22 protein-coding genes are annotated in these 22,063 nt (G+C 63.3%); 16 read left to right on the top strand and 6 right to left on the bottom strand.

Annotated elements, in window-relative coordinates:
- Entirely contained in the window at nucleotides 1-711 is a 711-nt protein-coding gene (locus tag ACFWEM_RS10220; protein WP_378533277.1) for a GAP family protein, read from the top strand.
- On the opposite strand, the gene ACFWEM_RS10215 is transcribed toward ACFWEM_RS10220, so the two are convergent.
- Together ACFWEM_RS10215 and ACFWEM_RS10210 are read right to left on the bottom strand one after the other, a co-directional pair.
- Nucleotides 699-1,619, bottom strand: a complete 921-nt coding sequence (locus tag ACFWEM_RS10215; protein ID WP_378533275.1) for a hypothetical protein — start codon at nucleotides 1,617-1,619, stop codon at nucleotides 699-701. The two genes, ACFWEM_RS10220 and ACFWEM_RS10215, sit on opposite strands and share 13 nt — an antisense overlap.
- Entirely contained in the window at nucleotides 1,616-1,972 is a 357-nt protein-coding gene (locus tag ACFWEM_RS10210) for a GntR family transcriptional regulator (protein WP_003943322.1), read from the bottom strand. Before ACFWEM_RS10210 ends, ACFWEM_RS10215 begins: the two co-directional genes overlap by 4 nt.
- 145 nt (nucleotides 1,973-2,117) lie before the next feature.
- On the opposite strand from ACFWEM_RS10210, the gene ACFWEM_RS10205 reads away from it, so the two are divergent.
- The 10 genes from ACFWEM_RS10205 to ACFWEM_RS10160 all read left to right on the top strand — a co-directional run bounded on the left by ACFWEM_RS10205 (nucleotide 2,118) and on the right by ACFWEM_RS10160 (nucleotide 13,715).
- A complete protein-coding gene (locus ACFWEM_RS10205; protein WP_230817251.1) occupies nucleotides 2,118-2,870 on the top strand; it encodes a YebC/PmpR family DNA-binding transcriptional regulator in 753 nt (250 codons plus the stop codon).
- Between the two features lie 125 nt (nucleotides 2,871-2,995).
- Nucleotides 2,996-3,565, top strand: a complete 570-nt coding sequence (ruvC, locus tag ACFWEM_RS10200; RefSeq protein WP_243617247.1) for a crossover junction endodeoxyribonuclease RuvC — start codon at nucleotides 2,996-2,998, stop codon at nucleotides 3,563-3,565.
- Nucleotides 3,562-4,161: a Holliday junction branch migration protein RuvA gene (gene ruvA, locus ACFWEM_RS10195; RefSeq protein WP_003943318.1), complete on the top strand. Its 600-nt coding sequence runs from the start codon at nucleotides 3,562-3,564 to the stop codon at nucleotides 4,159-4,161. Before ruvC ends, ruvA begins: the two co-directional genes overlap by 4 nt.
- On the top strand, nucleotides 4,158-5,255 hold the full coding sequence (gene ruvB / locus ACFWEM_RS10190; RefSeq protein ID WP_378445879.1) for a Holliday junction branch migration DNA helicase RuvB: 1,098 nt from the start codon (nucleotides 4,158-4,160) through the stop codon (nucleotides 5,253-5,255). The genes ruvA and ruvB overlap by 4 nt, the downstream gene beginning before the upstream one ends.
- A 138-nt stretch (nucleotides 5,256-5,393) precedes the next feature.
- Nucleotides 5,394-5,741, top strand: a complete 348-nt coding sequence (yajC, locus tag ACFWEM_RS10185) for a preprotein translocase subunit YajC (RefSeq protein ID WP_230817254.1) — start codon at nucleotides 5,394-5,396, stop codon at nucleotides 5,739-5,741.
- Nucleotides 5,742-5,955: 214 nt separating this feature from the next.
- Nucleotides 5,956-7,677 carry a protein translocase subunit SecD gene (gene secD, locus ACFWEM_RS10180; RefSeq protein WP_378533272.1) on the top strand — a complete coding sequence of 574 codons (1,722 nt, stop codon included), beginning with the start codon at nucleotides 5,956-5,958 and terminating at the stop codon, nucleotides 7,675-7,677.
- Complete coding sequence (gene secF, locus ACFWEM_RS10175; protein WP_378533270.1) at nucleotides 7,674-8,897, top strand: protein translocase subunit SecF; 1,224 nt, start codon at nucleotides 7,674-7,676, stop codon at nucleotides 8,895-8,897. The genes secD and secF overlap by 4 nt, the downstream gene beginning before the upstream one ends.
- Nucleotides 8,898-8,899: 2 nt before the next feature.
- Nucleotides 8,900-10,630, top strand: coding sequence for an ABC transporter substrate-binding protein (locus ACFWEM_RS10170; protein ID WP_378533268.1), 1,731 nt, complete (start codon nucleotides 8,900-8,902; stop codon nucleotides 10,628-10,630).
- Complete coding sequence (locus ACFWEM_RS10165) at nucleotides 10,627-11,205, top strand: adenine phosphoribosyltransferase (RefSeq protein WP_251012150.1); 579 nt, start codon at nucleotides 10,627-10,629, stop codon at nucleotides 11,203-11,205. Before ACFWEM_RS10170 ends, ACFWEM_RS10165 begins: the two co-directional genes overlap by 4 nt.
- 98 nt (nucleotides 11,206-11,303) lie before the next feature.
- Nucleotides 11,304-13,715, top strand: coding sequence for a RelA/SpoT family protein (locus ACFWEM_RS10160; RefSeq protein ID WP_378533266.1), 2,412 nt, complete (start codon nucleotides 11,304-11,306; stop codon nucleotides 13,713-13,715).
- 52 nt (nucleotides 13,716-13,767) lie between these two features.
- Here ACFWEM_RS10160 and ACFWEM_RS10155 read toward each other — a convergent pair whose 3' ends face one another.
- Nucleotides 13,768-14,580 carry a peptidylprolyl isomerase gene (locus ACFWEM_RS10155; RefSeq protein WP_378533264.1) on the bottom strand — a complete coding sequence of 271 codons (813 nt, stop codon included), beginning with the start codon at nucleotides 14,578-14,580 and terminating at the stop codon, nucleotides 13,768-13,770.
- Nucleotides 14,580-15,461 carry a peptidylprolyl isomerase gene (locus ACFWEM_RS10150; protein WP_378533262.1) on the bottom strand — a complete coding sequence of 294 codons (882 nt, stop codon included), beginning with the start codon at nucleotides 15,459-15,461 and terminating at the stop codon, nucleotides 14,580-14,582. Before ACFWEM_RS10150 ends, ACFWEM_RS10155 begins: the two co-directional genes overlap by 1 nt.
- Nucleotides 15,462-15,655: 194 nt before the next feature.
- Here ACFWEM_RS10150 and ACFWEM_RS10145 point away from each other — a divergent pair, with 194 nt between their 5' ends.
- The 4 genes from ACFWEM_RS10145 to ACFWEM_RS10130 all read left to right on the top strand — a co-directional run bounded on the left by ACFWEM_RS10145 (nucleotide 15,656) and on the right by ACFWEM_RS10130 (nucleotide 19,298).
- Nucleotides 15,656-16,336 (top strand): MBL fold metallo-hydrolase, encoded by a 681-nt coding sequence (locus ACFWEM_RS10145; RefSeq protein ID WP_378533260.1) that lies wholly within the window; start codon nucleotides 15,656-15,658, stop codon nucleotides 16,334-16,336.
- Nucleotides 16,337-16,351: 15 nt separating this feature from the next.
- Complete coding sequence (gene hisS / locus ACFWEM_RS10140; RefSeq protein ID WP_378533258.1) at nucleotides 16,352-17,623, top strand: histidine--tRNA ligase; 1,272 nt, start codon at nucleotides 16,352-16,354, stop codon at nucleotides 17,621-17,623.
- Nucleotides 17,613-18,242, top strand: coding sequence for a hypothetical protein (locus ACFWEM_RS10135; protein ID WP_378533256.1), 630 nt, complete (start codon nucleotides 17,613-17,615; stop codon nucleotides 18,240-18,242). Before hisS ends, ACFWEM_RS10135 begins: the two co-directional genes overlap by 11 nt.
- 66 nt (nucleotides 18,243-18,308) lie before the next feature.
- Nucleotides 18,309-19,298 carry a malate dehydrogenase gene (locus ACFWEM_RS10130; protein ID WP_378533254.1) on the top strand — a complete coding sequence of 330 codons (990 nt, stop codon included), beginning with the start codon at nucleotides 18,309-18,311 and terminating at the stop codon, nucleotides 19,296-19,298.
- Between the two features lie 12 nt (nucleotides 19,299-19,310).
- Here ACFWEM_RS10130 and ACFWEM_RS10125 read toward each other — a convergent pair whose 3' ends face one another.
- Both ACFWEM_RS10125 and ACFWEM_RS10120 read right to left on the bottom strand, forming a co-directional pair.
- A complete protein-coding gene (locus ACFWEM_RS10125) occupies nucleotides 19,311-20,687 on the bottom strand; it encodes a hypothetical protein (RefSeq protein ID WP_378533252.1) in 1,377 nt (458 codons plus the stop codon).
- Entirely contained in the window at nucleotides 20,684-21,013 is a 330-nt protein-coding gene (locus ACFWEM_RS10120; protein ID WP_378533250.1) for a type VII secretion target, read from the bottom strand. The genes ACFWEM_RS10125 and ACFWEM_RS10120 overlap by 4 nt, the downstream gene beginning before the upstream one ends.
- A gap of 173 nt (nucleotides 21,014-21,186) precedes the next feature.
- Here ACFWEM_RS10120 and otsB point away from each other — a divergent pair, with 173 nt between their 5' ends.
- Nucleotides 21,187-21,975, top strand: coding sequence for a trehalose-phosphatase (otsB, locus tag ACFWEM_RS10115; protein ID WP_378533248.1), 789 nt, complete (start codon nucleotides 21,187-21,189; stop codon nucleotides 21,973-21,975).
- The last annotated feature ends 88 nt before the right edge of the window (nucleotides 21,976-22,063 follow it).

Raw genomic sequence — 22,063 nt, 5'->3', positions numbered from 1 at the left:
GTGGAAATCGTCCTTCTGACGACCCTGGGCGGCCTCGCCTTGCTGGACAGTACGAGCATCGGAATGTTGGTCGTCCCGGTGTGGATGTTGTTGAAACCGGGACGGCCGCAGGTTCGCAGTCTGCTGACCTACCTGGTAGTCATCACGACGTTCTATTTTGTTGTCGGGGTAGCCGTCTGGACGACGGCCCGCGTGGGCATGCCGGTTGTCGCCCCGATTCTCGACACTCCGGTAGCCCGGGGCGCACAGTTGATCCTCGGTATCGCGTTGTTCGCGTTGAGTTTTCGATTCGACTCCGAGAAGCGGCGCACATCCGGTCAGGCTGATCGAACACACGCCTGGCGGGAGCGGGTACTCGATTCGAGTCGTTCGGCGAGAAGCGTCGTACTTCTGGCCATTGCAGCCGGAACCGCCGAATTGGTGACGATGCTGCCCTACTTGGCGGCGATCGCGATGATCACAGCTGCTGGGCTGTCCTCAGTCATGTCGGCGTCGATACTTGCCGGTTACTGCCTGATCATGGCCGCACCGGCAGTCATTCTTCTGTGCGGTCGGGTCGTGGCCGGGAACCGCCTGGACAAGCCGCTGCGCCGGGTGGACTCGCTGATGTCCCGTTACGGCGACAGTGCGATCGGATGGGTGTTCGGCATCGCCGGCTTCTACCTCGCCGGCAATGCCGCTGCCGTGTTGTTCGCCAATCAACCAGCCTGAACCAGCGAATTGATCAGCTTCACACCGTCTTCCGGGTGATCGACGGTTACGGCGAACAGTCGTCCGTTCTCGAGAGTGACCACTATCGCCTCACCTGAGCGGAGAGTGACGGCCGTTCCGCGCGGTGTGATCCGGTAGCCCCATCCACCCCATTCGGCCGGACGTATCGAATCGACCGATGCGGACTTCACCGTCGAGATGGGGATTTTCTTCCATCGAACGCCCCAGGAACTGATGCCGAGACCGTGACGGTCGACGCGCACGGTGACCGAAGCGAAAGCCGTGATCGCGAGAGTCGACACACCCAGGATCACGGCAACCCACCAATCCGAATACGCGGCAGTGGCGATCACGAGAACGACGAGGCCGGCGGTGAGGATCCACGGCCAGATGCTGCGGACCTGCCCGACCCACACTGCACGTTCGGAGGCCGCGAGCGGCGTGTCCAGCGTCGGGGTCGGCAGTGGTGACTCAGGGTCGTCTCGTCGCTGCTCAGGCAGTGTATACGCCAGAACTCCGACCAGTACGGCCGCGATCGGCGCAAGAACCCACCAACCGATACGCGCGTCTTCCGGTGCTCCGGCGTCGATCGTGAGGGCGACGCTCAGAATCCAGATCGTTGCCAACGTCGCACTCGAGATCGAGGTGACGGCCAGAAACAGGGGCGCGTTGGTGCTCGAACGGGCCGCGACAACACACGCGAAAACGACTGCCACCAGTGAAAGCGCCAGCGCGATGGTGAAGAACGTCGTTGTGGTGCTGAACCCGTCCGGGTTCGATCCGGACCAATGGCTCGCGACGGTCTCGGGTAGGCGGTCGCCCCACGCGAAGCGCGCGAGAACCAGGATCAGGGTCGGGATCAGAGTCAGTGAGGCTGCTGTCCAGAGTCGGATCTTGCTGGTCGTCATTGTGTGCTGGTCTCCTTGATGAGGTCGAGCATGTGCGCGGTGTCGAGTCCCAGATTTCGGGCCTGTCGAACGAACTCGCGTGCAGATTCGTTGAGAGCCGTTCTTCCCGAGTCGAATTCGGCGCGAATGACGGCGCCACGTCCGCGTCGGAGGTCGATCAGGCCTTCGTCGCGGAGTGTTGCGTACGCACGAAGGACCGTATGGAGATTGACGTCGATCGACTCGGCGAGAGCGCGAGCGGACGGCAGTCGATCACCCGGGCCGATTTCGCCGCGGATGACCGAGCCACGAACCCCAGCGGCAATCTGTTCCGCGAGTGGAGTTGTGGAGGCGTGATCTATTCGCACCAACATGTTTGCATTCTATGCAAACAATGCTGTGTTTGGTCAATTCGTGTCGGGGGATGCAGCGAGTTGTGACGTGGGACGGGTAACATCGGCAGAGCTGAAAGACGCGCATTCGGCGTGCGCAACGCAGCAGGAAAGGGGCTTGAATCGCATGAGCGGCCACTCAAAATGGGCCACCACCAAGCACAAGAAGGCTGTGATCGACGCACGTCGTGGCAAATCCTTCGCGAAGCTGATCAAGAACATCGAGGTGGCGGCACGAACCGGCGGTGGCGATCCCACGGGCAACCCCACCTTGTTCGACGCCATCCAGAAGGCGAAGAAGACGTCAGTTCCCAATGACAACATCGAGCGTGCGCGCAAGCGCGGCGCCGGTGAAGAAGCGGGCGGCGCAGACTGGCAGACCATCATGTACGAGGGCTACGGACCCAACGGCGTCGCCGTTCTGATCGAGTGCCTCACCGACAACCGCAACCGCGCAGCCGGTGAAGTTCGCACCGCGATGACCCGCAACGGTGGCAACCTCGCTGACCCGGGTTCGGTCTCCTACCTGTTCGCTCGCAAGGGCGTCGTCACGCTGGAGAAGAACGGCCAGTCGGAGGACGACGTCCTGATGGCTGTGCTCGACGCCGGCGCCGAAGAGGTCACCGATCTCGGTGAAACCTTCGAAATCGTCAGTGAGCCACAGGATCTGGTTGCCGTACGTTCGGCACTGCAGGAAGCCGGCATCGACTACGACTCCGCCGAAGCCGATTTCCGCGCTTCCGTCGAGGTTCCGCTGGATGTCGACGGCGCTCGCAAGATCTTCAAGCTCGTCGACGCACTCGAAGACTCGGACGACGTGCAGAACGTCTACACCAACATCGATCTGTCCGACGAGGTTCTCGCGGCCCTCGAAGACTGATTGCCTTTCAACTCAGCCCGGCCCTGACGTCCTCGTCACGGCCGGGTTGCGTGTTGATGCGGGGCAGTAGTCCCGCGCACCGCTAAGCTATCGAACAGCTGTTCGGTATGGAGAGGTGTGACAAAGTGCGCGTGCTCGGAGTGGACCCAGGCTTGACTCGCTGCGGGTTGGGTGTGGTCGACGGGAGCAACGGCAGGAAAGTGCGCCCCATTGCCGTCGACGTGGTGCGGACCCCGGCAGAGATGGATCTCGGATCTCGGCTCCTACGGATTTCCGATGCGGCTGAACTGTGGATCGAGCAGTACAAGCCGGAGGTTGTCGCGATCGAGCGTGTGTTCGCGCAGCACAACGTCAGTACCGCGATGGGGACGGCGCAAGCAGGCGGAGTTGTGGCGCTCGCTGCCGCCAGACGCGGAATCCCGGTGTGTTTCCACACGCCCAGCGAGGTGAAGGCCGCCGTCACCGGTAGCGGTAACGCAGACAAGGCGCAGGTCACCGCGATGGTGACTCGAATCCTGAATCTGAAGACGGCGCCGAAACCGGCCGACGCCGCCGACGCTCTGGCGCTGGCGATCTGTCACTGCTGGCGAGCGCCCATGATCGAGCGAATGGCCCGCGCCGAGGCGATGGCCGCCGAACAAATGCGTAAGTATCAGGCAAAATTGGCCGAGATGAAGAAGGCAGGTTCACGATGATCGCGTCGGTACGCGGCGAGGTACTCGATATTGCGCTCGACCATGCGGTCATCGAAGCGTCGGGTGTCGGCTATCGGGTCAACGCCACCCCCGTGACGCTCGGTGCGCTCCATCGCGGAAGCGAAGCACGCCTGTTCACGACGATGATCGTTCGCGAAGACTCGATGACGCTCTACGGATTTTCCGACACCGAGTCGAAGGACCTGTTCAGCCTCTTGCAGACGGTCTCGGGAGTCGGGCCGCGCCTGGCGATGGCAACTCTCGCAGTTCTCGAACCCGACGCATTACGGCGCGCACTGTCGGAAGGCAACCTGACGGCGTTGACGAGGGTCCCCGGCATCGGCAAACGCGGTGCCGAGCGCATGGTCGTCGAACTGCGCGACAAGGTCGACGCGGTTGCGACGACGGCCGGCGCGGCCTCCGGTGTCGTCGCCGGTAGTTCGATCCGCGATCAGATCGTCGAAGCTCTCGAAGGTTTGGGTTTCCCGATCAAGCAGGCCGAGCAGGCCACGGATTCGGTTCTGGCGGAATCGCCCGAGGCTACTACGTCGGTAGCACTGCGTTCGGCCCTGTCGCTGCTCGGTAAGACTCGATGAACTTCGATCCGATCGACGATTTCGACGACGAATCGCAGGTCTCTGCCGAATTGGTGGCGGGAGACGGCGACGTCGAAGCAAGTTTGCGCCCCAAGAGTCTCGACGACTTCATCGGGCAACCCCGAGTCCGCGAGCAATTGCAGCTCGTGCTCACCGGAGCGAAACTTCGTGGCAGCACGCCTGACCACATCCTGATGTCCGGTCCGCCCGGACTCGGTAAGACGTCGATGGCGATGATCATCGCGGGGGAGTTGGGCTCCTCCCTGCGGCTGACGTCCGGGCCGGCGCTCGAACGCGCCGGTGACTTGGCGGCGATGCTGAGCAATCTCGTCGAGGGCGACGTGTTGTTCATCGACGAGATTCACCGAATCGCTCGTCCGGCCGAGGAGATGTTGTATCTGGCGATGGAGGACTTCCGCGTCGACGTCGTCGTCGGTAAGGGGCCCGGCGCCACGTCGATACCTCTGGAGGTCGCACCATTCACGTTGGTCGGTGCGACGACCCGATCCGGTGCGCTTACCGGTCCGTTGCGCGACCGCTTCGGATTCACCGCTCACATGGACTTCTACGAACCCGAAGAGCTGCAACAGATTCTGATGCGCTCGGCGGGAATTCTGGGAGTCAATCTCGAAGTTGACGCCGGCGCCGAAATCGCGAGACGCTCGCGGGGGACGCCGCGTATCGCGAACCGATTGCTGCGACGGGTTCGTGACTTCGCGGAGGTTCGCGCCGACGGAATCGTCACCATGGACGTCGCTCAGGCCGCCTTGGCTGTCTACGATGTGGACCAGTTGGGCTTGGACCGACTCGACCGATCCGTCCTGAGTGCGCTGGTGCGTTCATTCGGCGGCGGTCCCGTCGGCGTGTCGACGCTGGCCGTGGCCGTGGGCGAGGAACCGTCGACGGTAGAAGAAGTGTGCGAGCCCTTCCTTGTCCGTGCCGGGATGATCGCCCGGACGCCGCGAGGTCGTGTGGCCACCGCCGCTGCCTGGACTCAACTGGGAATGACGCCACCGCCGGATGCGGCCGCGGGCGGGATCGAGGTTCGCGTCAACGAACCGCAGGCCACGTTGTTCGATCCGAACGGAGCGTGAATTTCGACCGGAAAGGCCTCATTGGTCGGCCGATCTGTCAGGAATCCTCAGCAACTAATGGCACACTGGTGTATTGCGTAGGTCCATCCGGGGCCATCGCGGTGTAAAACGTGCAACACAACCGAGGTTGATCAACACATGTCGAGTTTGCTTTTCCCCCTCTTGATCCTCGCACTGCTCGTGCCCATGTTCCTGGGCATGCGCAAGCAGAAGAAGGCCTTGGCCGCGACTTCCGAGATGCAGGACTCGCTGCAGGTCGGCGATCGGGTGCAGACCACAGCCGGGCTCTACGCCACGATCGCTTCTCTAGGCGACGACACCGTTGACCTCGAGATCGCCGACGGTGTCATCACCACCTGGTCGCGTCTGGTCATCCGTGAGCGCGTCGTCGAGACGACCGAGACCGACGAGTACGACGACGACTCGATTTCCGAGATCGAAGAGTCTGCTACCGACACCGAAATCCGGCTCACCAAGGAGTCCTGACTTCGTCGACCTGGCACGTGTTCTAGAGTTGTGAACTCGGACACACGTCCAGATCGGTTTGTCCGTTCTTTCACCAGCAGCTCAGTTCAACCCGTTGATCAATCGTTGCAGTTCGAACGCCGCAGCTCGGGTGGTCGTCGACCATCCGAGCCGTGCAGTTACTGAAGCACTGCACTTACTGAAGCACTGCACCTACTGAGGAGACTTAAAGATCGTGGCACCTTCCACCGGAACGGTGCATCCGGTCCGCTACCTGGCCCTATTCGGGGTCTTGGTGGTGGCACTGTATGCCCTGGTGTTCTTCACTGGAGACAAGTCGGCCACGCCGAAACTCGGCATCGATCTGCAGGGTGGAACGCGCGTCACGTTGACCGCTCGTACCCCGGACGGTAGCGCTCCGAGTCAGGACAGTCTCAAGCAGGCGCAGGAGATCATCGAGACCCGCGTCAACGGTCTCGGCGTTTCCGGCTCCGAGGTCGTCGTCGACGGTGACAACCTCGTCATCACCGTTCCCGGAGACGACAGCGCACAGGCTCGCTCGCTCGGTCAGACCGCCCGCCTCTACATCCGGCCGGTGACCGGTTCGATCGACGTCGCCACCCGTGACGCGAGTCGGACGGCAACACCGGAGACACCAGCGGCCGAAACACCGGCCACCGGTGCTCCGGCTCCCGAAGCACCCACTGACGGGACCCAGACTCCCCAGAACCGTCCGTTCCTGGCTCAGGACCCGACAACTCCGGAGGCAACCCCTGCGCCGGAGACGACGACTCCGGCCCCCACCGGGGACGCGTCGAGCGACGGCACCGACGAAGGCGACGCAGCAGCAGCGGAAATCGCCGCAGCGCGCGCCCTCCGACAGAGCAGCGATCCGACCGTCCAGCAGCAAGCAGTGGCAAACCTCGACTGCTCCGTCGCAGACCCACTTCGTGGAAACGACGACCCGACCCTGCCGTTGGTCGCGTGCTCGCAAGACGGACTGAACATCTATCTCCTCGGTCCCTCGATCATCGACGGCCAGGAAATCGCCGACGCGTCGTCGGTCTTCAACTCGCAGCAGTCGCGCCACGAGATCAGCCTCTCGTTCAAGACAAGCGGCAGCAACACCTGGGCCGAGTTCACCTCAGCCAACATCGGCAAGCAGGCAGCGTTCACGCTCGACTCGAAGGTCGTCAGCGCTCCCACGATTCAAGGCGCAACGCCCGCGGGCAGCGCCACCTCGATCACCGGCAGCTTCACCGCGGACAGCGCGAAGGAATTGGCCAACACGCTGAAGTACGGTTCGCTTCCGCTCTCGTTCGCGGCCTCGGAAGCCGAGACGGTCTCGGCCACGCTCGGCCTGGCCTCGCTTCAGGCGGCACTGATCGCCGGCGCGGTGGGTCTCGTGCTCGTTCTGCTCTACTGCCTCGTCTACTACCGCATGCTCGGCGTCCTGACGGCGTTGTCGCTGATTCTCTCGGGAGTCATGGTTTACGCAATCATGGTTCTGCTCGGTAGATACATCGGCTTCACACTCGACCTGGCCGGTATGGCTGGTCTGATCATCGGTATCGGTATGACCGCCGACTCGTTCGTCGTGTTCTTCGAACGCATCAAGGACGAAATGCGTGAGGGCCGTAGCTTCCGCTCGGCGGTGCCACGCGGTTGGGCGCGAGCGCGTCGGACCATTCTTTCCGGCAACGCGGTGAGCTTCATCGCCGCTGCAGTTCTGTACGTGTTGGCGGTCGGCCAGGTGCGAGGCTTCGCGTTCACCTTGGGCCTGACAACCATCCTCGACGTGATTGTCGTGTTCCTCGTGACGTGGCCGCTGGTCAGCATGGCGTCCCGTTCGGCGTTCTGGTCGAAGCCCAGCGTCAACGGTCTCGGCGCAGTGCAAGAGGTTGCCCGCGAACGTAAGGTTGCCGCCGCTGCGTCGGCTAAGGAGACACGAGCATGAGCGAGTCCAACAACTCCCCGGTGGGATCCAACAACAGTTCCTCGGCGGAGTCTGCAGACGCCGCCGCCCGATCGGAGATCACCGACTCGGGCGTCGATCAGGGCGCGATGCCCAAGCACAGCTGGCTCTCACGGTTGTACACCGGAACGGGTGCGTTCGAGGTCGTCGGCAAGCGTCGCTTCTACTACGGGCTGACCGGCGCTCTGGTCGCCATTGCCCTGCTGAGCATCATCCTGCGCGGGTTCACCTTCGGTATCGACTTCGAAGGCGGATCACGCATTCAGTTCCCGGCCGAGGGCGGAGTCGAGACGTCGGCGGTGGAAACCGTCTACTCCGACACACTCGGGTTCGAACCGGTCAGCGTGCAGACGGTCGGCTCGGGTGCCAGCGCCACCGTGCAGATCCGGTCGGAGACCTTGAATGCGACGCAGATCAACGATCTTCAGTCGGCGCTCTTCGACGAGTTCCAGCCCAAGGACAAGAACGGGAACCCGTCGGCGCAAGCCATCAGTTTCGCGGACGTGAGTGAAACCTGGGGCGGCCAGATCACCAAGAAGGCGCTGATCGCGCTGATTGTTTTCCTGGTGATCGTGAGTATCTACATCGCCATTCGCTTCGAGCGAGACATGGCGGTAGCCGCGATCGTCGCGTTGTTCTTCGACATCATCGTCACCGCCGGCGTCTACTCGCTCGTCGGTTTCGAGGTGACGCCCGCGACGGTGATCGGTTTGCTCACCATTCTCGGCTTCTCGCTGTACGACACGGTGGTCGTGTTCGACAAGGTCGAAGAGAACACCCGCGGTGTTCTGCACCTGACGCGCCGGACGTACGGCGAGCAGGCCAACCTCGCGGTGAATCAGACCTTGATGCGTTCGATCAACACGACCGTCATCAGTGTGCTTCCCGTGATCGCACTGATGGTGGTCGCGGTCTGGATGCTCGGCGTCGGCACACTCAAGGACCTTGCACTCGTTCAGCTCGTCGGCATCATCGTGGGTGCGTACTCCTCGATCTTCTTCGCGACGCCGCTACTGGTGTCGATGAAGGAACGCTGGGGACCCGTCGCCGCGCACACTCGTAAGGTGCTCTCCCGCCGGGCTACGCTGGCCGAGAAGGGTACGCAGGCGGTTGCCGTCGGCGCACCAGTTGCACGTCGTGCGCCGGTTGCTCCGCAGCCGGGTGCGCGGCCGACCGGAAAGCGAAACAAGAAGGGGCACTGAACATGCTCCCCAGAACACGCACACTGGTTCGATCGATGACGTTCGTTGCAGCCACCGCGGTGGCTGCGGGTTCGTTGGCGGCCTGCTCGGAAAGCGCCGAGCAGGTTCCGTCCATCGGATACGCCATCGACAACTCCATCACCACGTACAACGCCAACACGACAGCTGGGTCGGTGTCCGGAGCGATGGCCGCGTTCGGACGGGTGCTTCCCGGTTTCACGTTCACCGGTCCGGCGGGGGCGCCCGTGTCGGACACCGACATCGGAACGGCGTCGGAGTTGCCCGGTGACGTGCTCACCGTCTCGTACAAGCTCAATCCGGCTTCCGTGTACTCCGACGGGATTCCGATGTCCTGTGACGATCTGGTCCTCACGTGGGCGGCGTCAAGTGGCAAGTTCACCGAAGACGTCGACGGTTCCGTGAAGCCCATGTTCGACACGGCAAACAATCTCGGTTACGCGGACATCGACCGGATCGACTGCCAGAGCGGATCGAAGGACGCGACGGTGTTCTTCAAACCCGGGCGATCGTTCACCGATTGGCGGTCGTTGTTCGGTGCGACTGCGTTGATGCCTTCACACGTCGTGACGCAGCGCACGGGTGTGAGCGACGTGGTGAGCGCGGTGAATGCCGGTGACACCGAAGCATTGTCGAAGATCGCGGACTTCTGGAACACCGGGTGGAACCTGACTCCAGGTCAGGTGGACACCTCGGTACTGCCTTCCGCCGGACCGTATCGAATCGACTCGTACAGTGCCGACGACGGTCTGGTGCTGGTCGCGAACGAGCGGTGGTGGGGTAACCAGCCGGCGACCGATCGCATCGTCGTCTGGCCACGTGGGGTGAATCTGAACGAGGATCTCGACAAGAACTCGATCGAGGTCGTCGACGTCGCTTCAGGGTCGGCGGGCGAGCTCGGTACTCCGTCAGGTTTCGACGTCCAGCAGATTCCGTCGCGGTCGATCGAGCAGTTCGTTCTCGCGACGTCTGGTTCTCTGGGCGAGGAAGCCGCGCGTCGAGCGTTCGCGCATTGTGTTCCGCGGACATCGTTGTTCGAGAAATTCGGGCAGACGGAGAATGCGCCGCAGGCGGGTCTGGGCTCCGGCGTGGTCGATTCGCGACTGATGGCGCCGGATTCACTGGTCTACAGCGACGCCGCTGCGGTCGACGGTGATCGGTACGCCAATTCCGACGTCGAGGCTGCGAAGACTTCGTTGTCGGAAGCGGGCCTCGACCAGTTGACCGTCCGAGTCGGCTACCTGGCGCCGGACCCGGTGCGGGCGCAGATCGTCTCCGAAGCAAAAGCAGCGTGCGCTCCGGCGGGAATCACGATCGAGGACGCGAGTAGCGATAGCTTCGATCCTGCGAGTCTGCAGTCCGGGGGAGTCGACGCTGTGCTTTCCGGCATGGCCGGCAAAGTCGGGGCGGGCGGAACAGCGAGCATGATCGACGCGCGCGGAGCGTTGCGATCGGGCAACGGCGCAAACCTCGGCAATTACGGAAACGCCAGGATCGATCAGATCATCGATCAGCTGAACGTGGATGCGAGCACGAGTGCGCAATTGGGACTCTCGGTGGAGGCGGAGAACATCCTCTGGACTCAGGTGCCTACGATTCCACTGTTCAATCAACTACGAACTGTCGCTGTAGCTCCAGGCATGTCGGCAGTCTTGGTCAATCCGACTCGGGCCGCTACCGGCTGGAACATGGACAGATGGGTACTACGCAGATGACCGTCTCGAATGGCGTTGCCTTGCACACGCCAGAAGAATTGATCGCCATCCACCGGGCCGCCGGAGACGCCGTTGTTCGGCTGACCCGCTGGGCAGACAACTTCCCGGGCCCTGGAGTGCGGTTCGCCGATCTGACTCCGGTGTTCGCCGACGCCGAGGGGTTCGGCGCCGTGCTCGACGCCCTAGTCGCCTGTGCCCCGGACGCCGACACGATCGCAGCCGTGGATGCCCGCGGGTTCCTGCTCGGTGCCGGCGCAGCAGCGAAGATGGGCGCTGGGGTGGTGGCCGTGCGTAAAGTCGGCAAACTGCCACCGCCGGTGCTCTCTCGCTCGTACAGCCTCGAGTACGGATCGTCTACTCTCGAGATCCCGGCGAACGGCTTCGATCTCACCGGGCGGAACGTTCTGGTGATCGACGACGTTCTGGCTACCGGAGGGACACTCGAGGCGGCTGTACAGTTGGTTGAGTTGGGTGGAGCGAACGTCGTCGGCGTCGCAGTGGTGCTCGAGATCGAGGAATTGCGCGGTCGAGATCGCTTCTTGAAGTACCCACTGACATCCCTGGTGAAGGTCTGAGTATTAAAGTTGTCTCCTGGGGGTCGAGTTAGACCTCCAGGGCAATTACCCGATGCAGGGCGGTTGCCTCATCGAACTCGGTGGTAGGAGGTGGCGACATGACGTCGAATCTTGATCGATCACAGAACTCGGGTGCAGTGTCGCAGGAGACGGATGCAGTTTCGTCTCCGGAGACGACACCATCGAAGTCCGCGGCGCCCGACGACTCGGGATCTGCGCAAACTACCGGCAATCGGGGTGGGCAGAACCTGGCCGTGCCCGCCTCCGCCTCCCGTAGGGTGCGTGCTCGGCTTGCTCGGCGCATCACCGGTCAGCGCAACGCCACCATCCGCCCGGTGCTCGAGCCGTTGGTCAGCCTCCACCGTGAGCTGTATCCGAAGGCCGACCTCGCGCTGCTCCAGCGTGCGTACGACGTCGCCGAGGACAGACATTCGAGTCAGCGGCGCAAGTCCGGCGATCCGTACATCACGCATCCGTTGGCCGTCGCAAGCATTCTGGCCGAGTTGGGAATGGACACCACCACCCTCGTCGCAGCCCTTCTGCACGATACCGTCGAGGACACCGGTTACTCACTCGAGGAGTTGACCAAGGATTTCGGTGACGAGGTCGCTCACCTCGTCGACGGCGTCACCAAACTCGACAAGGTCGTTCTCGGCACCGCAGCCGAGGGCGAAACCATCCGCAAGATGATCATCGCGATGGCGCGGGACCCGCGCGTGCTCGTGATCAAGGTTGCAGATCGCCTGCACAACATGCGCACGATGCGATTCCTGCCGCCCGAAAAGCAGGCGCGCAAGGCGCGAGAGACTCTCGAAGTCATTGCGCCACTTGCGCATCGGCTCGGAATGGCTACCGTCAAGTGGGAACTCGAGGACCTTTCGTTCGCGATCCTGCACCCGAAGAAGTACGACGAGATCGTTCGACTGGTCGCAGATCGCGCGCCCTCTCGTGACACCTATCTGGCCAAGGTTCGCGCCGAGATCAACTCGACTCTGTCCGCCTCACGGATCAACGCCATCGTCGAGGGCCGGCCCAAGCACTACTGGTCGATCTATCAGAAGATGATCGTCAAGGGCCGCGACTTCGACGACATCCACGATCTTGTCGGCGTCCGCATTCTGTGCGAAGAAGTGCGTGACTGTTACGCCGCGGTCGGCGTTGTCCACTCGCTATGGCAGCCGATGGCCGGTCGCTTCAAGGACTACATCGCACAGCCGCGCTACGGCGTCTACCAGTCGCTGCACACCACCGTCGTGGGACCGGAAGGCAAGCCCCTGGAGGTCCAGATCCGGACCCAGGACATGCACCGGACCGCCGAGTTCGGTATCGCCGCGCACTGGCGGTACAAGGAGACCAAGGGCAAGCACGCGGGCGACATCGCCGAGGTCGACGACATGGCGTGGATGCGTCAGCTACTCGACTGGCAACGAGAAGCGGCCGATCCGGGGGAGTTCCTCGAATCGTTGCGTTACGACCTCGCGGTCAAGGAGATCTTCGTCTTCACGCCGAAGGGTGACGTCATCACGTTGCCTGCCGGATCGACTCCCGTCGATTTTGCATACGCCGTGCACACCGAGGTCGGGCACCGATGCATCGGTGCCAGGGTCAACGGCCGATTGGTCGCGCTGGAACGAACTCTCGAAAACGGCGAAGTGGTGGAGGTCTTCACGTCGAAGGCCGCAACCGCCGGGCCGAGTCGCGATTGGCAGACGTTTGTAGTCTCCCCGCGCGCCAAGGCGAAGATCCGGCAGTGGTTCGCGAAGGAACGGCGCGAGGAGGCGCTCGAGTCCGGTAAAGATCAGATCGCGAAGGAAGTCCGCCGCGTGGGACTTCCGTTGCAGCGGTTGATGAATGCCGAATCGATGAGCACGATCGCGCACGAGCTTCGTTATCCCGATGTCTCCGCGTTGTACACGGCCGTAGGCGAGAGTCAGGTGTCGGCGCACCACGTCGTGCAGCGTTTGGTTGCTCATCTGGGCGGCGTCGGCGCCGTCGAGGAGGAACTGGCCGAGCGTTCGACGCCGTCGACCATGCCGGTGCGCACACGCAGCACGGGCGACTCCGGAATCCTGGTTCCGGGGGCTCCCGGCACGGTGGCAAAACTTGCGAAGTGTTGCACGCCGGTTCCAGGCGATTCGATTCTGGGCTTCGTCACACGCGGCGGAGCAGTCAGCGTGCACCGTACCGACTGCACCAACGCTAACTCGCTCCACGATCAGTCGGAGCGAATCATCGACGTCGAATGGGCACCGTCAGCGACCTCGGTGTTCCTGGTCGCGATCCAGATCGAAGCGCTCGATCGTCATCGGTTGCTCTCCGACGTCACCAAGGCGTTGGCCGACGAGAAGGTGAACATCCTGTCTGCCTCGGTCACCACCTCCGGCGACCGAGTGGCGATCAGCAAGTTCACCTTCGAGATGGGCGACCCGAAGCACTTGGGTCATGTGCTCAACGTGGTTCGCAACGTGGAAGGCGTCTACGACGTCTACCGCGTGACTTCGGCCTCGTAAACTGCTGTGCGCCTTTATTAACCGCGGGCGGTTAATAAAGGCGCACAGGGGGTCAGGCGACTACTGCAGTCTCGATGGTGATCGGGGTGTTGGGTGCACCGCCGCCGGTTGCTCCCATGCCGCCGTCGTCGCCGTCGGCCGCGATCTTCTCGATCGTCGCCAGGCCGGCGTCGTCGATCTTTCCGAAGACCGTGTAGTTGGGCGGCAAGACCGAATCCTCGTAGACGAGGAAGAACTGACTGCCGTTGCTGCCCGGTTTACCCGAGTTGGCCATTGCCAGCGTGCCGCGGGGGTAGACGGCAGGCAAGGAGAGTGCCGGATCGTTAGCCGGGTAGGCAGTGGTCGGGTACTCGTTGTCGAAGCCATAGCCGGGTCCGCCCGTGCCCTTGCCCGAGGGATCGCCGCACTGCAGGATCTGTAGACCGGGTGTGGTGACGAGTCGATGGCACGGGGTGTCGTCGAAGTACTTCTGCTCGGTCAAGCTCACGATGCTGTTGACCGTGCAGGGGGCTTCCGCCCGGTTCAGTTCCATCCCGATCGGGCCGGCCGTAGTCGTGAGCGCGACGTTGACGGTTCCCTCGGTGGACACACCCGTGGAGTTCGGCGGATTGACGGTTTTTGCTGCACCCGCCGCGCTCGGATACGAGCAGTCGACGGTTGCAGCGGCCGGCGCCGGGACAGGCGGGAGTGCCTCGAACTGTGACATGTCGAGTGGTGGCATAGCGGCCGTTGTCGTTTTCGCCTTGGAGGTGCTGGACGGCGAGTCCGAGCTACCGGAATCACCGGAACAACCAGCCAGCAGCAGCGCCGCGGCGCTTGCAGCGGCAATAACTACAGGAAAGCGCATCACAGGATTACGTCGCATCAGTCGAGCCTTACTGTCTTGATGTCGGTGGTCAGATTCGGCTTGCCGTCACCCTCAGGCGTCGATCCGCCGGCCGCGACCTTGTCCAAAGTGGCGAGACCGGTCTCGTCGATCGTGCCGAAAACCGTGTACTGCGGCGGGAGTTGCGAGTCGCCGTAGACGAGGAAGAACTGGCTGCCGTTGCTACCGGGTGCCCCGGTGTTTGCCATTGCAACCGTGCCGCGCGCGTAGGTGACTGCTTGTTGCGCTGCCGGGTCGGTGGTGGCGTACGCCGTGGTGGGGAACTCGTTGTCGAATCCGTAGCCCGGTCCGCCGGTGCCGGTGCCCGACGGGTCACCGCACTGCAGCACCTGGAGCGAGGGGCTCGTCGTCATGCGGTGGCAGGTGGTGTCGTTGAAGTAGTCCTGCTGCGCCAAGCTCACGAAGCTGTTGACCGTGCACGGAGACTTCGTTCCGTCGAGCGTGAGCCCGATGTTCCCCTGTGACGTCTCGACGCTGATGCTCGGTGTCGCGTCCGGGGCGGTGGTGGGGATGCCGTCGGTACGAGGCGGGTTGTTGGCCTTGGACGCAGTAGCACCGTCCGCCGGGTACGAGCAGGAAACCGTGTCGGCAAGTGGCGTCGACAGACCGGCGGGCATCGCACCCGCAGTTTGCGGCGTGAGGCTCGAGTCGTCGGCCGCAGTGTTGGTGGTGTTCGCGTCGTCGTCGCTGCGGTTGCTGAACCAGATGAGGCCGCCGACGACACCGACTACGACAACCACGCCGAGTGCAGTTCCGGCTATCGTCATCTGCTTGCGCTTGCGGGCACGTTCTGCGCGACGTTCGAGCTGACGCTCGAGCTTGCGTTTCGCCGCCTCGCGGCGTTGCTCGTTACTCGGCACTGCTGTAGTCCTCCGTATCGCGGGTGGATCGTGGTCGGCCGGCCGAGCGACACCCTGGGGTCGGCTTCGGCAAGCGGCTCTACTCGTCGTCAGAGTCTCCCATTGCAACCTGAGAACTTACTGGCGGGGCAGCAGCTTAGGCTGTAACCGACACCGTGTTGTTCGTTTCCGCCCTTCGAAGAGGAGTTGCCCCCGTGCTCGTCACTGGTTTTCCGGCCGGGATGTTCCAAACCAACTGCTACATACTCGCCCAGGACGACGCGTGCGAATGCGTAGTCGTCGACCCGGGGCAGGATGCGGCCGAACCGCTCTTCGAATATCTCGACTCGAAGGACATGACGGTCAACGCGGTACTCCTGACACACGGTCATCTCGATCACGTGTGGTCGGCCCGCGAGGTCTGTGCGCGGTATTCCGTACCCGCGTACATCCATCCCGAGGATCGCTACATGCTCAGCGATCCGGCACGGGGGATCGGCCCGACGATGAAGGAATTCATTCAGGGCATGACGTTCGTGGAGCCGGACGAGGTGATCGAACTGGCCGACGGCGACAAGATCACCGAGGCCGGAATGACGTTCGTCGTCGACCACACACCCGGGCACACGCAGGGATCCGTGGTGTTCCGAACCCAGGCGAACACCGAGTCCGGACCCGTGGACTTGGCGTTCACCGGTGACACCCTGTTCCAGGGTTCCATCGGGCGCAGCGACCTGCCCGGCGGAAATCACGAGCAGTTGCTCGCCTCGATCGCCCGCAAGCTACTGGTACTCGGTGACGAGACAGTGGTCCTGCCCGGGCACGGCGGCAACAGTTCGATCGGCGCCGAGCGAAGCTCGAACCCGTTTCTCGTTGGACTCAGCGCACAAGAATAAGGAAAAGTACCTCTCGTGAGTAAAGCCAGCACCTTCTCTGCACCCAAGGGCATTCCGGACTACGTTCCGCCGCAGTCAGCCGAATTCGTCGCCGTTCGTGACGGTTTGACGCGCGCCGCCAGGTTGGCCGGGTACGGCCACATCGAATTGCCGATCTTCGAAGACACCGGCCTGTTCGCGCGCGGCGTCGGCGAGTCCACCGACGTCGTCAGCAAAGAGATGTACACGTTCGCCGACCGCGGCGATCGTTCGGTGACGTTGCGCCCCGAGGGAACCGCAGGCGTCATGCGTGCCGTCATCGAGCACAGCCTCGATCGTGGACAGCTGCCGGTCAAGGTCAGCTACGCGGGCCCGTTCTTCCGCTACGAGCGCCCGCAGGCCGGTCGCTACCGCCAGTTGCAGCAGGTCGGCGTCGAGGCCATCGGGATCGACGACCCCGCACTCGACGCTGAGGTCATCGCGATCGCCGACGCCGGATTCCGGTCGTTGGGGCTCGACGGCTTCCGCCTCGAAATCACCTCTCTCGGCGACGACACCTGCCGACCGCAGTACCGCGAACTGCTGCAGGAGTTTCTCTTTGCACTTCCGCTCGACGAGGACACGCGTCGACGCGCGGAGATCAACCCGCTCCGGGTGCTCGACGACAAGCGCCCGGATGTGCGTGAGATGACTGCGGGCGCACCGCTCATGCTCGATCACCTGTCGGAGAGCTGCAAGGCCCACTTCGACGAGGTGCTCGCGCACTTGGACGCCTTGGGCGTTCCCTATGTCGTCAACCCGCGCATGGTTCGCGGCCTCGATTACTACACCAAGACGACCTTCGAATTCGTGCACGACGGACTGGGCGCGCAGTCCGGAATCGGCGGCGGTGGTCGTTACGACGGTCTGATGGAACAACTGGGCGGACAGCCGCTCTCGGGGATCGGGTTCGGAATCGGCGTCGACCGCACGGTTCTCGCTCTCGAAGCCGAGGGAAAGTCGGTTGCACCACCGGCACGTGTCGATGTCTTCTGTGTGCCGATGGGCGCCGAGGCGAAGGCGGCACTGGTGAAGATCGCACATCAGTTGCGTGCCAACGGAATTCGTGTCGACCTGGCGTACGGAAATCGTGGCGTGAAGGGCTCGATGAAAGCAGCTGATCGTTCGGGTGCCGCAATCGCGTTGGTTCTCGGCGAGCGTGAGCTCGAAGAGGGCGTTGTCGTTGTCAAACAGTTGGCAACAGGTGAGCAGGAGACGGTGGCGCTCGACCAGGTTGTCGACAAGCTCGGGGATCTCGTTGAGCACTGAGGCCGAACCGGTTTCACTCGATCTGGTTCCCGTGGCGTTGATCGCGCCGCGGCTGAAGAAGTTCGCCGTTGTTGTCGTGGTGTTCGGTGTGGTCGTCGGGTTGATCGTCGGTGTGTTCTCGACGGCGACCGTTGGAGTGATCGTCGGTGCCGTCATCGCGGTGCCGACGTCCCTGGCGATCCTGATGACGCTGCGCCGACACATCACGTTGTACGGCAACAGGGTTCGTGCGCAAGCTGGTTTTCGAACCAACGACGTCGACGTGGCCGAGGTACTCACGGCGGCGTTGACGGTGCGATCCGGCCGGATCAGCGAGGTCAGCCTGACACTCGGCGACGGACGGTCCACCGTGCGGATACCGCTCGCGCTGTACACGGCAGGGGGCGGGCGCGAGTTGGAGATCCTTGCACTCCGCAAGCTCGCCGACGCCCTCGCTGCCAGCGAGTTGGTACCGGCTGCCGCGTTGTCCTCGGTGCTGATCGAACAGTTGCGTGCCGAAGCCCGCGGCGCCGGACTAGCCGAGCGTCCGCTGTATCGCGCCGTCGAACTCGTGACGGCGGAGGGACGAGTGCCGAGAACCACACTGACAGACCACGAAGTGGCCGGATTACTCGACTAGCGTGGAAACCGTTCTTACAGCGTTGTAGAACGGACAGTCGTGAAAACGGCAGGTGAGGAGTCGGCAATGAGTATTGCGCCCGTAACCGTCACGGTGACCGGAGCGTCGGGTCAGATCGCATACGGCATGCTTTTCCGCATAGCTGCGGGGGAGATGCTCGGCGCGGACGTCCCGATCAAACTTCGACTGCTCGAGATTCCCGCCGCTGTGTCCGCTGCCGAAGGCGTTGCGATGGAACTCGAGGACGGCGCATTTCCCTTGCTGAGCTCCATCGACATCACCGACGATCCCGACGTCGCCTTCTCCGGCGCGAACATCGGCATGCTGGTCGGTGCGCGTCCGCGGAGCAAGGGGATGGAGCGCGCCGACTTGCTGAGCGCGAACGGCGCGATTTTCACAGCGCACGGGAAGGCGATCAACAACAACGCAGCCTCGGACGTCAAGGTGCTGGTCGTGGGAAACCCGGCCAATACCAACGCACTTATCGCGATGAACAACGCACCGGATGTGCCGGACACTCGGTTCAGTGCACTGACGCGTCTCGACCACAACCGAGCGATCGCGCAGGTGGTGAAGAAGACCGGCGTTCGTGCGTCGTCGGTCCGCAAAGTATCCGTCTGGGGAAACCATTCGGCGACGCAGTACCCGGATCTGTCCCATGCGACCGTCGCGGGTAAGCCCGCGCTCGCGGTGATCGACGATCGCGACTGGGTGGAGAACGATTTCATCCCTACGGTTCAGGTGCGAGGCACAGCCATCATCGCTGCGCGTGGATCGTCCTCTGCGGCAAGCGCAGCCAGTGCGTCGATCGACCACGTCCGCGACTGGGTGATCGGTACGGCCGAGGATGACTGGGTATCGATGGCCGTGTGTTCGGACGGTTCCTACGGAGTGCCCGAAGGATTGATCTCGTCCTTCCCGGTGACCTGTGCCGGTGGTGAATTCGCCATAGTTCAGGACCTCTCGATCGACGAATTCTCACGCGAACGGATCGACCTGTCCGTCAGCGAATTGGAGCAGGAGCGCGCGGCGGTGCGGGAGTTGGGCTTCGTCTGAGGTTTGTCTTGATCAGAGATCTCGGAACAGGTACTGATCGGGATCCTCGGCGCCGAGCACGGGCGGCGACACCATCGGTAAATCGTCGACCATCGAATTTTCGTCGCCGGCATTGACGAGATACCCCGGAGTGGTGCGTGACGACTCGTCGTCTCGCGATCCGCGAGGTCCGCCGCCCATCATTCCGCTGGGCGTCATATTTCCGCCTCCGACCGCCGAAGATATTGCACCCAGGCCGGGCGTTGCTACCGGAACCGGTTGAACTGCAGCAACTCCCGCTGCGCCTCTCATCGTTCCACCGCTCGCGCCGTTCCCGCCCACCCACGCTCCGCCGGAGCTCGCGGTCGCACCGGGTGACGGCGACCCGCCGGCTGCGAGTGACGCCGACGAATTGCCTGCGCCCCAAAGCTTCTCGACGCCGGTCGGAAGTCCGGCGCCTGCCTGCGCTGCCGAGGTCCGAACTGCATCGGCGCCTGGGTGAGTGGAGTACGGTGCTTCGCCGGCGTTGATTGATGCCGGTGACTGTGGGGCGGATGCAGCCGATGCCGACACCGGCTGGGCGATCTGGAGGGCGGCGTCGGCGAACGCCTCCGGAGCGGCAAGGTTGGCGAGCGCCTCACCGATCGGTGGAGTCGGAACGGGGATCGACCCGGCAAGGGCGTTCATGGCAGCGGTGTGCCCGAGCATTTCGCCGCGAGTCGCAGTCACCGCCGCGACCGCTGCCTGCATGTGTTCAGCCGCGGAGGCAATCAACATCGCCTGCCCGGGTGGTGTCCACGCGATCGGTGCAGCAGCCGCAACCGTGGCGGCGAAGGACTGCGCGATCGCCGCGAGATTTGCATTGCCTCGTTGCACCGATTCCGCTGCGGCAGCAGTGGTTTTCGATATCGCAGTTCCGCGTTCGCTCAATTCTGCGCCGCTGTTCTGTGCGGATCGCGACAGTTCGGTCGCGGCGTCACTGCCGGTGCTGTTCCATGTCTGCCCCACCTCGGCGACCGCGCTTTCGGACAGTCCCATGGCTTGGTCGATCAGCGTGGACGCCTGGTTGAAGATGCCGACGGGATCGATGCCGGTAAAAGTGCCTGTGCCGAGACTCTTCCCGAGTTCGATCAGGGGCGCGAACAGATCTTCGATTCCGGGGAGCGCCGGAACCGGTATGCCGGCGAGCATCGAGTCGACCGCGTTGTTCGGCAGTGCCGGGGCCTGTGGACTGCCGAGGAAGCTCGGTATCGACGGCAGGGTCGGAAGTGACGCGAGCAGGTCCGAGAGATCCCCGAGCGCAGACAAGGCCATTGCCGGGTCTGGCGCACCACCTTGAAGGAGGTCGAGGACCGTCGTCGAGTCGTCTTCGGTGTTGACGCGATCGGTGTTGACGCGATCGGTGTTCACGCTGTCACACTCGTCGATCCAGCCGCGCCGGTCAGATCTGACGCGATTGCATGATCTGTCGTGTCGTAGGCCTGTGCGGCTGCACCGGCAGTTGCGGCATTACCGGCGTAGAACGTAGCGAGTGCTGCAACGTCTTTGGTGTGCGCGGCCTGAGCGCGCGCGAATGCTTCGAGAAATTCGATCCCGACGGGGCCAACGGCCGGTGCGACTGCCGCGATGTTGGCGCCAAGATCGACGACGGCGGCCTGCGCGATGTGTCCTGCAGCTTCGGCCGACGTCGAGCCGTACTTACGGATGTCGTCAGTGACGACAGTCAATTCGCTCATCATTACCCCCCAGTTGGTAAGCGTCGTGAGAACTGTATCGGACCACAGTCCGCCCTTGCAGGGAGAGAACGCGAGTTCGCCATCGCATCCAGACAACTTGGACGAAGTGGCGGAGATTACATTCGGATCCGGTGTTGGTATTGCGGGTGCGATCGATTTGGCACACTCGAACCATGCGAACCGCTGCGGACGTCATCCTCCGACTCACGTCCGATCCAGCTCGCTGTGGACTGGTGATGGATTTCGACGGTGTGCTTGCACCCATCGTCGATGATCCGTCGGCGAGTGCACTCCTGCCCGGCGCCGAGGACGTGCTCGCGACTCTGACGAAACACCTCGGTGTAGTCGGCCTGCTTTCGGGGCGGCCGGTGTCGTTTCTGCGAGAACGGCTGAGTCTGGATTCGGTTGTACTCATGGGTTCCTACGGTGTCGAGACCTGGACGGACAACGGAATCGAGGTGCTTCCGGCCGTCGCGGCGTTCAGTGATGCCGTCGCTGAAGCAGAAGCCGACCTGCGCCGCTTGTTCGATTCTCAGGCAGTTCCCGGCATCCATGTCGAGAGCAAAGGCCTTGCGGTGGCCGTGCATTGGCGTCGGGCTGCAGATCGAGCGGCCGCGCAGCGCCTGGTGGAAGCAGCGACAACAGAAATCGCGAGCCGGACCGGGTTGCATCGTGAGCCCGGCAAGCTGGTCGAAGAATTGCGCCCACCGGTCAAGGAGGACAAGGGGACAGGTCTTCTTCGTGCGATCGAGGCCGCGGGAGTCGACGTCGTTGCGTACGCGGGAGACGACCGCGGCGATCTACCAGCATTTGCGGCGGCCATCGCATTCGGGGGAGAAGCGCTGGTGGTCAAGGGCGATGACATTGCACCAGAAGTTGCCGCCGTCGACGGCGTCCAGTTCGACGGCCCGCAGGCATTCCTGGGTTGGATGAAAGATCTTGCCGCGCAACTCGAACGCTGATGCGTGATGTCAGTCGGCCAGGAACTCGACCAGGTCTTCTTTCGAGGTGCCGCGTGCACGGGGCAGAGTGACGCGAACCCGCTCGTGC

Source organism: Rhodococcus sp. NPDC060176 (genome assembly GCF_042728675.1).
Lineage (GTDB): Bacteria > Actinomycetota > Actinomycetes > Mycobacteriales > Mycobacteriaceae > Rhodococcus_F.
This window is presented reverse-complemented; position numbering and strand designations above follow the sequence as displayed.